Raw genomic sequence first — 12,173 nt, 5'->3', positions numbered from 1 at the left:
CATGACCACACGCCGCAGCACCCGGCTTTCCGAGAGAAAACAGCCGCAGCAGACCCGTTCGGCCGAGCTGGTCGCGGCCATCCTGCAAGCCGGGGCTCAGGTTTTGGCCCAGGAAGGCGCCACGCGTTTCACCACCGCCCGGGTCGCCGAGAAGGCCGGCGTCAGCATCGGATCGCTCTACCAGTACTTCCCCAACAAGGCCGCCATCCTGTACCGGCTGCAGACGCAGGAATGGCAGCAGACCTCGGACCTGCTGCGCCGCCTGCTCGAAGACACCGCCCACGCGCCGCCCCAGCGGCTGCGCAACCTGGTGCACGCCTTCGTGCGCTCGGAATGCGAAGAGGCGGTGATGCGCGTGGCTCTCAACGACGCCGCGCCGCTCTACCGCGATGCGCCCGAGGCGCGCGCCACCAAGGAAGAGGGCAGCCGCATCGTGCTCGCCTTCCTGGGCGAGGCCCTGCCCAATGCCGCCGACGCGACCCGCGCGCTGGCCGGCGATCTCATCACCCACACGCTCAGCGCCGTCGGCAAGCAGTTCTCGGAAAGCCCGCGCGCCGACGCCGAGATCGAGGCCTATGCGGACGCGCTGGCGGACATGCTGTGCGCTTATCTCGACAGCCTGGCGCGCCAGGCCGGTCCGGCGCGCGGGCTGGCCCGCAAGTCCTCCCCGGCGCCTTCGCGCTGATCCATTTCCCTTTCTGATCCTGACGACATGCCTGATTCCCTTCCCGTTGCGCTGGTGACCGGTTCCACCTCCGGCATCGGCGCCGCCATCGCCCGGCGCCTGGCGCGCGAGGGCTATGCCGTGGTCCTGCATTCGCGCCAGTCGGCCGAGGCGGGCCGGGCGCTGGCCGCCGAGCTGGGCTCGGCGGTGTACGTGCAGGCCGACCTGGCCGTCGATGCCGATCGCGTCCGCCTGGTGCGCGAAGCGGTGGCGGCGTGGGGGCGGCTGGATGTGCTGGTCAACAACGCCGGCATCAGCCGCGTGATTCCCCATGGCGACCTGGCGGCGGCCACGCCCGAGGTCTGGCATGAGATGCACGAGGTCAACGTGGTCGCGCCGTTCCGCCTGGTGGCCGAGGCGCAGGCGGCGCTGTCGGCGTCGGCGGCGCGTGGCCGGCCGGGATGCGTGGTGAACGTCAGCTCGCACGCCGGCGTGCGGCCCAAGGGCGCGTCGATTCCGTACGCGGCGGCCAAGGCGGCGCTGAACCATGTGACGCGCCTGCTGGCGGTGACGCTGGCGCCGGACATCCGCGTCAACGCGGTGGCGCCCGGGCTGGTGGACACGCCGCTCACGCAGGACTGGACCCAGGCGCAGCAGCTGTGGCGCGAACGCGCGCCGATGCGCCGCGCCGCCAGTCCGGACGACATCGCCCAGGCGGTGGCGTGGCTGGCGCAGTCCGACTACCTGACGGGCGAGATCCTGCTGTCCGACGGCGGCCTGAACCTGACCTGAGGCGCGATGGCCGTCACGCGCCCGTTGCGGACGGCGGCACGCCCGGCACGCCGCGCCGGATGTTGCGCGAGTACTGCGCCGCGTCCTGGGTAGCGCGGGCCCGCTCGGTGTAGCGGCCGGCATCCCGATAGGCCTGCACGCTGGCGGCGCCTTCCAGGGCCCCGAGCCGGTACAGGTACTCCGGCAGATAGCCCGACAACAACAGGCGGTAATCCAGCGGCAGACCGGGCACGATCTTGTCGGCCAGCCGGTACACGATGGTGATGCAGTTGGCGGTCAGCGTGTTGTAGAAGCGCGGCTGGCGCCGCAGGCGCGTGGCGGTGTCCACGTACGACAGCAGCAGCTTGCGCGGCGCGCCGGCCGGCATGTGCACGCGGTACAGGTAGCCGTCCTCGCCGCGCACGTTGGTGCGCACCCGCAGGCTGTCTTCCTCGGCCGAGGCCAGCACCGACAGCTCGTATTGGCGGAAGAAGCCGCCGATCTCCGAGAACGTGTCGTTGCGCTTGCGGCGGATCTCCACCGAGAACACCACGTATTGGCCGTCGGTGAAGCCGAACGACACCAGCGCGTGCGCGATCGCCGGCCGGCCCCAATACGACAGCGCCAGGTCCACCGAGGCCAGTTGCGACAGATCGTAGTGGCGGGTTTCCCAGCGCGCGTCGAAGTCGGTGCGCGAGCGCCAGTCGAAGTTGCGAACGTTGTGCAGTGTCAGGCGGTCGCCGTCCACTTCGCCGTAAGTGGTGCGGGCCACTTCGGGCATCCAGTCGCGGTCGTTGGATGGCCGCATGCCCCACACCCACCAGATCAGCAGGATCAGCAGCATCGCGCCGAACACCACGGCCGGCAGCCGGTGGCCCCAGGCCAGTCCGGCCAGCGCGGCGGCGGCCACTGCCAGCCAGGCCAGCGGCGCCAGCACGCGGGCATGGCCCCGCCCGGGCGACTGGAACCACAGCGCCAGCGCCCCCCACAGGGCGCCGGCGACGATCATGGCCGCCCCGAGCACCGTCAGCGCCGTCATGACTGGGTCTGGGCGTTGCGGGCGACGGCCTCGCGGTCCTGGCGGCGCCAGCCGGCGCGCAGCGCCGCGATCTGGCGGATCGCCGCCTGCGACATCTTCCACCAGCCGAAGGGCCGCGGATCGGCCAGCATGCTGAGCGCGCGCGTGTAGTCCAGCGTCAGGCCCGGGGTCCAGGCCATGGTCAGCGCGCGCTTGCGGATCTGCGCCGCCACCCACAGTTCCGGCGTGAACAGCAGCCGCCACAGCACCGCCCAGCCCGCGCCCGGGCCGTGCAGGCGGCCGACCACGCCGTCCAGCGCCGCTTCCAGCGCGGCCGACACCGAACTGGAACAGTTGCGGTGGGTCAGGTTGTAGATCTCGGTCTGGCGGTAGTCGTCCCAGAACGCCTGCAGCTTGGCCGGGTCGTAGTTGCGGATGCGCACCTGCGTGGTCGACGGGCACCAGGCCTTCGACTCGGTGGCGTAGTCGGGCTGATAGACGCCCGGCACGTTGTTCTCGGCGGTGGCGCGCAGCAGCGTGCCGAATTGTTCGGGCGAGCGGTCGATTTCCTGGGCCGGGTACAGGCTGATGTAGACGCCCTCGGGGGATTCGAGCGCGGCATGGCCGGTGGAGATGACGCCGTTGCTGTCCACGGCGGCGATGTAGCGGTCGACCACCGGATAGTTGCGCGTCTCGGTCCTGGCCGAGCCCGACGGCGTCCACACATGCACGGTCAGGGCGCGTTCGCCAGCCTGTGGCGGGCCGTCGAACACCTTCTGCGCCGGGCCTTCGACGCGCGTCGGCATGAAGGCCGGATCGGGATTGACGGCCAGCGCCGGGTTGGCGTCCAGGTTGCGCACGCGGCGCGCCAGCCACAGCAGCTTCAGGCCCGAGATCGCCAGGAACAGGCCGATGCAGTAAGGCACCGTGCCGACGTAATGGGTGGGGTAGGGCTGGAAGAAGAAGACCGCCAGCAGCACCTCGGCCACGCCCGAGGCGAACACCACGCGCCAGCGCGGGTAGCGCACCACGTAGGCGGCGATGCACTGGATCAGCCCGTCCACCAGGAACAGCAGCCCGAAAATCATCGACAGCATGAAATGCCCGTGATGATGGCCCGCCAGCACCAGGGTGCCGGCCAGCAGCACGAACACGCCCTTGGTGTAGCGCAGCACCCGCTGGCCGCCCACGCCCGACTTGGCGATGGCCAGCGTGGCGATGCCTTCGATCACCAGCAGCGCGGCGAAGAAATTCAGGGGGAAGTAGAGCGCGTTATCGAGGGCGTCGATGAAGACGAACGCCCCGGCGGCCAGCATCAGCCAGCCGCCGATCATCAGGGCGCGGGCCCGCTTGTGCAGATAGTCGACGCCAAGCAGCAGCAAGACCAGATGGCTCATGGGGGCAGGCTCTCCATGCAAAGGCGCGATGCCACGAATGGCGGGTATCGCATGCAGGGTACCGCGAGCGCGGCCCGGACGTCGAGCCTGCGCCCGCGTCGGCGCCTGGCGCGCCGGCGCGGGCCGGGGCCGCTTCAGGCCATGGCCGGAATCACCCGCGGGCGCAGCGTGGCCAGCACCCAGTAGACGCCGCCGCCGATCATCACGCCGAAGAACCAGCCGTAGGTGGCCCACCAGGCCGGCAACACGTCCGTGAAGTTGGGCAGGATGGTCGAGAACACGCTGCCGATGCCGGTGGCGATCAGCGCGTTGACGTTCCAGCCGCCCTGGTAGCGGTATTCGCCATGCTCGTCATACAGCGCCGCGACATTGATGCGGCCCTTGGCCACCAGGTAATAGTCCACCAGGATGATGCCCAGCAGCGGCCCCATGGTGGCGCCGATGGCGTTGACGAAGTGCGCCGCGCCGCCTTCCCACGGCGCGAAGGGATACAGCACCAGGGCGATCAGCGCGGCGATGTAGCCGCCGCGCTTGAAGTCGATGCGCTTGGGGAACACGTTCGAGATGTCGAACGCGGCCGACACGAAGTTCGCCACCACGTTGATGCCCAGCGTGGCCACCGCGAAGGTCAGGGCGGCCAGCAGCGCCAGCACCCAGCTGTCGAACTTGGTGGAGATCTGCTCGGGGTGCAGCAGCACCTCGCCGTAGACCTTGTAGGCGGCGATGGTGGTGACGCCGGCCACCAGCGAGAAGGCCACCAGGTTCACCGGCAGGCCCCACAGGTTGCCGCGCTTCACCGCCTGCTTGTCGCGGGCATAGCGCGAGAAATCGCAGAAGTTCAGGTACAGCGCCGCGAAGTACGTGATCCAGGTCGCGCCCACCGCCATCAGGGCCCAGAAACTGCCCGGCGCGCCGTTCACGCCCGCGTCGCGGGTCTTGTCGAGCAGCACCTCCATCGGAATGCCGTGGTCGAGGCTGAAGCCGCCGGCCTTCACGCACAGCCCCACCGCCAGCACCAGCATGGCGATCCACACGGCCGGGCCGGCCCAGTCCTGGAACCGGCGCACGGTCTCCATGCCTTTCTGGATGATGAGCAATTGCAGCGCCCAGATGCCGACGTAGCAGATCAGTTCCAGCCCCGAGTGCCCCAGCCAGTGCGTGTTCTGGTGGAAGGCCAGCAGGCTGTCGTTGCGCACCAGCAGCGCGACGATGGCGCCGGAGGCGGCCGCCGTCTGCGCGCCGTACCAGAAGCAGGCCACCACCGCGCGCACCAGCGCCGCCAGGTTGGCGCCCCAGATGCCGAACGAGGCGCGCGCCAGGACGGGGTAGGGCACGCCGGTCTTTTCGCCGGCATAGCCCATCAGGTTCATGAGGAAGAAGATCACCAGCGAACTCAGGCCGATGGCGATCAGGAAGTTGACGAAGCTGCCGCACAGCAGGAACAGGCTGGCGGCCAGGTAATAGCCCCACAGGCTGTGCACGTCCGAGGTCCAGACGTTGAAGATGCTGAAGGCGCCCCAGCGGCGGTCTTTCGTGGGGGCCAGGTCCTCGTTGTAGAGACCGGGCGACGGATTTCGGATATCGATGGCGAGCTCCCTGACCCAGGTGTGGGCATGGCCGTAAAGGAAGCCGGGCGGACCAATACAGCAGCATCACTTGGACGGAGCCTGGCGCGTACTATGGTGTGCAAAGAGTGTATACAACCTTTGCGCCAATACGCCCCTGGGGTTTTCCCTTCCGGGAAGGGGGCCTGCCTGTACAGGCCCCGGCAGCCGTCAGGCCGGCACCGCGCCCCGCAGCCACTGGCTGGCCAGGTCAAGCACGATGTGCTCCTGCTCGCGGTGCGGCACGTGGCCGCAGTTCTCCAGCAGCGCCTGCCTGCCGCCGGTCAGGCGAGCGATGATCTCGGGATGCGCGGCCGAGCCGTACTCGTCCACCTCGCCATGCAGCGCCAGCACCGGGCAGGCGATCTGGCGCAGCGTGTCGTTGAGGTTCCAGTCGGCGAAGGCGGGCGACAGCCAGGTGTCGACCCAGGCGCTCAGCACCCAGGCGGCCTTGTCGCCGTGGTACTTCTTCAGGCGGTCCAGCTGGCCGGGCTCGGCGAAGTTGCGCTGCGCCGCGCGGATGCCGTCGAGCGTGCGGTCTTCGGCGAAGGTCTGGGCGGACTCGGTGATCAGCGCCCGGCAATCGTCGCGATGCACCGCCGCGCAGCAGATGCCCATGCCGCCGCCGACGCTGTGGCCGAAGGCGATGAAGGGGCCGATGTCGAGCGTCCGGCGCAGCGCCTGGAAGCCATCGGTGGCCTCGGCCTCGACGAAGCCCGTGACGAGCGTGGCGGGGTTGGGATCGGAGCGGCCAAAGCCGAGCCGGTCGTAGGCGATGACGGCGCGGCCGGTCGCCGCGGCCAGGTGCTCGGGGAAGTCGCGCCACAGGTCGACGCAGCCCAGCGAATCATGCAGCAGCACGATCGGCGCCGCGCCCGCGCCCTGGCCAGCGGGGTCCCAGCGCCGCGCGAAGAGGCGGCCTTGCTGGGTGGGCACATAGACATCCTGGCTGGCGATCGACGACATGGTGGGGTCCTGGAAAGCAAAAAGGCGCCGCGGCGCCGTTCGGGGGAATCCCGGGATTATAGGAAACCGTCCGCGCTATTCCTCGGCGGTCCACTCGACCTGCACGCCCAGGCTGCGCAGGTTCTCGACGAAGCGCGGGTGGGCGCGGCGGATCGGGGTGGCGTTGCGGATCTCGGAGCGCCCCTCGATGCTACTGGCGATCATGAACAGCGCGATCGCCACGCGGATGATGTAGGGGCTTTCGACCACCGCCGGCGTCAGCGGATTGCCGCCGAAGGTGATGACGCGGTGTGGGTCCGACGAGAACACGTGCGCGCCGAACTTGGACAGCTCGCCGGTCCAGCCCAGCGCGCCGTCGTAGACCTTGTTCCAGAACATCGCGTTGCCCTCGGCGCACACGCCCAGCGCGATGAAGATGGGCAGCAGGTCCACCGGGAAATACGGCCAGGGCGCGGCCTCGACCTTGGTCAGCACGTTGCTGGTGAAGGGCGTCTGCACCTTCAGCGGGCCGTCGCGCAGCGCGCGCGACCAGCCGTTCTCGTGCACGATCTTCACGCCGAACTTGGCGAAGGTGCGGTCGATCAGCGGGAAGTTCGACGGCGTGCTGTTGCGCACCACCACGTCGCCGCCGGTGATCGCGCCCAGCGCCAGGAACGTGGTGATCTCGTGGAAATCTTCCTCGAAGGTGAACTCGCCGCCGCGCAGCGTGGCGCCGCCGCGCACCGTCAGGCGCGAGGTGCCGATGCCGTCGATGTCGGCGCCCATCATCGTCATGAAGCGGCAGAATTCCTGCACGTGCGGCTCGGACGCGGCGTTGGTCAGCGTCGATTCGCCGGCGGCGGCGGCCGCGCACAGCACGAAGTTCTCGGTGGTGGTGACCGAGGCGTAGTCCAGCCAGTGGTGGGTCGGCTTGAGCGGGCCGGCGCTGCGCACCAGCAGCGAGCCGCTGGCGCGTTCGACCTCGCCGCCGAACGAGCGGAAGATGTCGACGTGCGGATCGATCTCGCGCACGCCCAGCGTGCAGCCCTTGACGTTGTCTTCCAGCCGCGCCACGCCGAAGCGCGCCAGCAGCGGCGACACCAGCATGATGGACGAGCGCATCTCTTCCGGCAGGCGGTGGCGCGCGGCGTCGAAGGTCGTGTCGCGGTGATGCAGCTCAAGCGTGCGGGTGGTCTCGTCCAGCCGCACCTCGCTGCCCAGCGTGCGGAAGATGTCGAGGATCTTGCGCACGTCGGTGATGTCGGGCACGCCGTGCAGGCGCAGCGGCTGGTCGGTCAGCAGCGTGGCGCACAGGATCGGCAGCACCGCGTTCTTGTTGGCCGACGGGATGACGCGGCCGCGCAGGGGCGTGCCGCCGTGGACGATGAGATTGGACATGGGTGAGGAGCTTGGACGACAGGTAGGGGAAAACGCGAGGGAAATTGTACCGGTCCGGCCTGGGCGGCGCCCGGGCGGCAAGCGGCAAATGGTGTCAGACTGCAAGCGGGCCGCCGCGCGACCGTCCGCGCGGAAATTTCAGGCTGAATTAAGCGATTCCCATTATGATTCCGCTGCTGCCATGGCATTCCCGCCGTGGCACCGTAAGCGTTCACGTCATCCAACGCGCCTTCGGACCGCCTTGCCGCGGCCGGGCGCGCCTGCGTGAACGCGGGGTCGGGCCCCGTCGGCGCAGGCGCTCCCTCCTTCGGGACCGCTCACATCATGACCCCCACTGCTTCCTCCACTTCCACTGCCCAGGCCACGCCGCCGCCGGATGCGCGCCGCCTGTATTTCACCGCCTTGCTGGTGGCCGCCGCGTTCTTCATGGAGAACCTGGACGGCACCGTCATCACCACCGCCGTGCCCGCCATGGCGCAGGACTTCGGCGTGCTGCCGGTGGACCTGAACCTGGGCGTCAGCGCCTATCTGCTGACCCTCGGCATCTTCATCCCCATCAGCGGCTGGATGGCCGACCGCCACGGCGCGCGCCGCGTGTTCTGCAGCGCCCTGGTGATCTTCACGCTGGCCTCGCTCGGCTGCGGCATGGTCAACGACCTCTGGTCCTTCATCGCGCTGCGGGTGCTGCAGGGCGTGGGCGGCGCGATGATGGTGCCGGTCGGCCGCCTCGTCGTGCTGCGCAACACGCCCAAGCACGAACTGATCCGCGCCATGTCGATCCTGACGTGGCCGGCGCTGGTGGCTCCGGTGCTGGGCCCGCCCGTCGGCGGCTTCATCACCACCTACGCCTCGTGGCGCTGGATTTTCTACCTCAACCTGCCGCTCGGCCTGGCCGCGCTGGCCGCCGCCTGGGTGCTGATCCCGAGCGACCGCGCCACCGAACGGCGGCCGTTCGACTGGGCCGGCTTCCTGTGGGTCGGCGGCGGCCTGTCGAGCCTGCTGTGGGCGCTGGAACTGTTCGGCGCCGCCACCCCGGCCTGGGACCGCATCGGTCTGTGGCTCGCGGCCAGCCTGGCGCTGCTGGCGTTGGGCGTGCGCCACCTGCGGCGCCACGCGCATCCCATGCTGACCCTCACGCCCCTGAAGATCCGCGCCTACGCGGCGAATTTCTGGGGCGGTTCGCTGTTCCGCATGTCGGTCGGCGCGGTGCCGTTCCTGCTGCCGCTGATGTTCCAGGTCGGCTACGGCATGGATGCGTTTCGCGCCGGCATGCTGGTGATCGCGGTGTTCGCCGGCAACCTGACGATGAAGCTGTTCACCACGCCGGTGCTGCGCCGCTTCGGCTTCCGTCCCACGCTGCTGGGCAACGGCATCCTCAACACCGCGGCGCTGACCGCGTGCGCGCTGATCGGCCCCGACATGCCGGTGGCGGTCACCGCATTGCTGCTGTTCATCGGCGGCATGTCGCGCTCGATGCAGTTCACCGCGCTCAACACGCTGGCGTTCTCGGAGATGCCGCAGGCGCAGATGAGCGCGGCCAACACGCTGTTTTCCACCATGTCGCAACTGGCGCTGGGGATGGGCGTGGCGCTGGGCGCCATCGCCATCCGCATCGGTGAATGGGGCGTGCCGCTGCTGGGCCTGGAGAGCGCGCCGGGCGCGGCCTACCGCCTGGCGTTCCTGGTGGTGGGGCTGGTGTCGCTGATCGGCATGCTGGACACGTTCCTGCTGCCGCGCGGCGTCGGCGAAGACGTGGCGCGCAGCCGGCCGGCTTGAGTCAGCCGGCGCGCGGCAACAGGCCGTCGGGGCCGAACGCCAGGCGGGCGAAACGCTCGCCGATGCGGCGATGCGCCGCGCCGTCCGGATGCAACTGGTCCGGCAGCGGCAGGTCGGCGAAATCGGCCTCGCCGTACAGTTCCAGGCCATCCAGGTAGCGCAGGTTCGGATCGCTGGCCGCGCGCTGCGCCGCGATGCGCCGCAGTTCGTCGCGGATCAGCGTCAGGGTCAGCTTGCCGGCGCGGCGCTCGGCCGGATCGCCGGTGGCGACAAACGACACCTTGCCCGCCGCCAGCGCGTCCATGTCGAACGCGCCCGGGCCGGGCGTGTTCTCGTGGATCGGGCAGAACAGCGGCGACACCAGCAGCAGCGGCGTGTCGGGATGGCCGTCGCGGATCGTGTCCAGGAAGCCGTGCACCGCCGGCCCGAAGGCGCGCAGCCGCATCAGGTCGGCATTGACCACGTTGATGCCCAGCTTCAGGCTGATCAGGTCCGCGGGCGTGTCGCGGATCGTGCGCGCCATGAACGGATCGAGCAGGGCGCTGCCGCCAAAGCCGAGGTTGAGCAGCTCGACGCCGCCCAGGCTCGCCGCCAGCGCCGGCCAGATCGCCGTCGGGCTGTCGCCGTTGGAGCCGTGGCTGATCGAACTGCCGTGATGCAGCCACAGCGGCCGGCCGCCGTCATCCGCCGCTTCGATGGGGGCGTTGGCGCGTAGCGCGGCCAGTACCGTGGTCTCGTTGTGCGGCAGCCAGATCTCGATCCGCTTGGCATGGCCAGGCAGGCCGTCGAACCGCAGCGTGGCGACGGGGCCGCGCTGGTGCGCACGGGCGCCGGTCGCCATATCGATCGTCACCACGTCGCCGCCATCGGCGCTGGCCTGGCCGGCCAGCCGGCCGTCGATGCGCAGGTCGTAGAGACCGAGCGCACGCGGCGGCACGCCGGTGTAGGCGTAGCGCGTCGGCACGGTGTCCAGCTCGATCGCGGTGGCGCGGGTCTGGAACACCAGCCGCACGCCCGAGGGTTGCGCTTCGACCATGGCCAGCTGCGGGTCCGCGCATTGCGCCCGGGCCCAGGCGGGCAGGCGATGCGGCAAGAGGCCGCGCGCGGTGGCTTCGAGTTCGAGGGCGCCGCGCACCAGCGCGGGCACGATGGCGGTGGCCGTCCAATCGGACGTCGGGGTGGTCATGCGGTACGGGTCCAGCGGTACGGGTCCAACAAAGGAGGGGTCAGGCGCGCGGCGCGGCGAGCCGGAACTTGCGCAGCATGACCGCGCCGCCGATCGTCAGCGCCAGGCCGCCGCCCAGGTAGGGCAGGCCGAAGATCAGCAGCCAGAAGAAGAGTGCCGTCTTGGCGTCGCGCGCCTCGGCCGATCCGGCTGGATGCCCGCCCAGGTCCATTCCCGGCAGGGCGGCCAGCAGCGTCAGCAGCAGCGTCACGCCCAGCACCAGGCAGCCCCACGCGATGCGGCGCCGGTTGTCGGCCACGCGCAGCAGCGCCGCCGCCACCACCACCGCCACCACGAGACACAGCACACTGCCTGTGATCAACATGCGGTCCAGCGCCACCGGGTCGAGCGGCGCGCCGGGCTGGTCCAGCCCAAAGGCCATCTGCAGCAGTGAGTTGATGACGCCGTAGGAGGCGCGGCCGATGACCAGGCCAAAGCCGACGCTGGTCAGCCACTTGATTACGGTTGGGTTCATTCAAGATATCCTTGCGGTTGCCTGAACGTCAGAGAATACGCTATTACGAGGTGCGATCCGGATGTCCGAACATCACCAGTTCATCTTTCCCCGCTACCCCCATCTGCCGCCGCCCGACTGGCCGGCGCTGCAAGCGCGCCTGCTGGCCGAGGGCTACCTGCTGGAGCCGCGCGGCGATCGCGTGCCGCGCGAAGCCCTGGACAACCTGAGTCATCGGCTGGCGCGATTGAAGGCAGGCTCGTTCCAGTATCGCGACGGCCTGCGCACCACCGGCGACGTGATCGCGCTCTATCAGTCCGCCGGCCATCTGCCGCCCCATATCCCGGTGCGTCATCACGACACGATGGAAGAGACGCTGGCATTGCTGGCGGCGCACGGCGTCGTGCCTGATGCGTCGCTCGACGATGAGCGCAGCAGCTGGCGCGGCCCGTATTCCTGCCTGGGGCCCGCGGCCCGCGCGCTGCTCAACCCCGCGCAGCGCGCGCATTATGACGCCGACCCGGCCGGGTTCAGCGTGGTGATGCTGGCCTACGAGGGGCCCGAGCCGTATGTCGCGGCCGGAGAGAACCTGGCCGTGCCGAGCCTGCCGGGTGCCGACGAACCGCTGGAGGAACTGCCGCCGTTCGGCTCGCACGTCGATTTCATTGGCGTGGCTTACGAGGACCCGGCGGCGTGCTGGCGCGATCCGGCGGACGGACGCGAATACCGCCTGTTCGACCTGGACTGGCATTACAGCCTGGCGCTGGGGTTCCGCATGATCCGCGCCAACTGCCTGGAAGAAGGCAGCGCCGAGGCGCTTGCGCGGGCGATCGGCCAGATGGTCGACCAGCCGATGGCGTGCAGCCACCGGCATCTGTGATCCGGCCGGGCCGGAACGCGGGCGGCGCGCGGCGTGGCCGC

Annotated in this window: 11 protein-coding genes; 4 read left to right on the top strand and 7 right to left on the bottom strand. The window is 69.9% G+C overall.

Annotation, left to right across the window (positions count from 1 at the left end):
- The first annotated feature begins 1 nt into the window (after position 1).
- Together AC1HFW_RS11805 and AC1HFW_RS11800 are read left to right on the top strand one after the other, a co-directional pair.
- The gene (locus AC1HFW_RS11805) at positions 2-685 is read left to right on the top strand and encodes a TetR/AcrR family transcriptional regulator (RefSeq protein ID WP_479283488.1); all 684 of its coding nucleotides are present in this window, start codon (positions 2-4) and stop codon (positions 683-685) included.
- A gap of 27 nt (positions 686-712) precedes the next feature.
- Positions 713-1,456, top strand: coding sequence for an SDR family NAD(P)-dependent oxidoreductase (locus tag AC1HFW_RS11800; RefSeq protein WP_479283487.1), 744 nt, complete (start codon positions 713-715; stop codon positions 1,454-1,456).
- 13 nt (positions 1,457-1,469) lie between these two features.
- Here AC1HFW_RS11800 and AC1HFW_RS11795 read toward each other — a convergent pair whose 3' ends face one another.
- The 5 genes from AC1HFW_RS11795 to AC1HFW_RS11775 all read right to left on the bottom strand — a co-directional run bounded on the left by AC1HFW_RS11795 (position 1,470) and on the right by AC1HFW_RS11775 (position 7,797).
- Entirely contained in the window at positions 1,470-2,474 is a 1,005-nt protein-coding gene (locus tag AC1HFW_RS11795) for an Lnb N-terminal periplasmic domain-containing protein (RefSeq protein WP_479283486.1), read from the bottom strand.
- A complete protein-coding gene (locus AC1HFW_RS11790) occupies positions 2,471-3,850 on the bottom strand; it encodes an HdeD family acid-resistance protein (RefSeq protein WP_241073712.1) in 1,380 nt (459 codons plus the stop codon). Before AC1HFW_RS11790 ends, AC1HFW_RS11795 begins: the two co-directional genes overlap by 4 nt.
- A gap of 134 nt (positions 3,851-3,984) precedes the next feature.
- The gene (locus AC1HFW_RS11785; protein WP_116521180.1) at positions 3,985-5,436 is read right to left on the bottom strand and encodes an NCS1 family nucleobase:cation symporter-1; all 1,452 of its coding nucleotides are present in this window, start codon (positions 5,434-5,436) and stop codon (positions 3,985-3,987) included.
- A gap of 189 nt (positions 5,437-5,625) precedes the next feature.
- Positions 5,626-6,420: an alpha/beta fold hydrolase gene (locus AC1HFW_RS11780; protein ID WP_479283483.1), complete on the bottom strand. Its 795-nt coding sequence runs from the start codon at positions 6,418-6,420 to the stop codon at positions 5,626-5,628.
- Between the two features lie 75 nt (positions 6,421-6,495).
- On the bottom strand, positions 6,496-7,797 hold the full coding sequence (locus AC1HFW_RS11775) for a UDP-N-acetylglucosamine 1-carboxyvinyltransferase (protein ID WP_198483461.1): 1,302 nt from the start codon (positions 7,795-7,797) through the stop codon (positions 6,496-6,498).
- A 324-nt stretch (positions 7,798-8,121) separates the two neighbouring features.
- Between AC1HFW_RS11775 and AC1HFW_RS11770 the strand changes: the two genes are divergently transcribed.
- Positions 8,122-9,573 (top strand): MFS transporter, encoded by a 1,452-nt coding sequence (locus AC1HFW_RS11770; RefSeq protein ID WP_479283481.1) that lies wholly within the window; start codon positions 8,122-8,124, stop codon positions 9,571-9,573.
- Between the two features lies 1 nt (position 9,574).
- Here AC1HFW_RS11770 and AC1HFW_RS11765 read toward each other — a convergent pair whose 3' ends face one another.
- Entirely contained in the window at positions 9,575-10,759 is a 1,185-nt protein-coding gene (locus AC1HFW_RS11765; RefSeq protein WP_479283479.1) for a GDSL-type esterase/lipase family protein, read from the bottom strand.
- A 40-nt stretch (positions 10,760-10,799) separates the two neighbouring features.
- Positions 10,800-11,273 (bottom strand): hypothetical protein, encoded by a 474-nt coding sequence (locus AC1HFW_RS11760; protein ID WP_006395720.1) that lies wholly within the window; start codon positions 11,271-11,273, stop codon positions 10,800-10,802.
- Positions 11,274-11,334: 61 nt separating this feature from the next.
- Here AC1HFW_RS11760 and AC1HFW_RS11755 point away from each other — a divergent pair, with 61 nt between their 5' ends.
- Positions 11,335-12,132 (top strand): hypothetical protein, encoded by a 798-nt coding sequence (locus AC1HFW_RS11755; protein WP_479283477.1) that lies wholly within the window; start codon positions 11,335-11,337, stop codon positions 12,130-12,132.
- Positions 12,133-12,173 lie beyond the last annotated feature (41 nt).

It is taken from the genome of Achromobacter sp. ISS7 (assembly GCF_056523125.1).
Note: the sequence above shows the minus strand (reverse complement) of the source record. Positions and strands in the feature narration are given on the sequence as shown.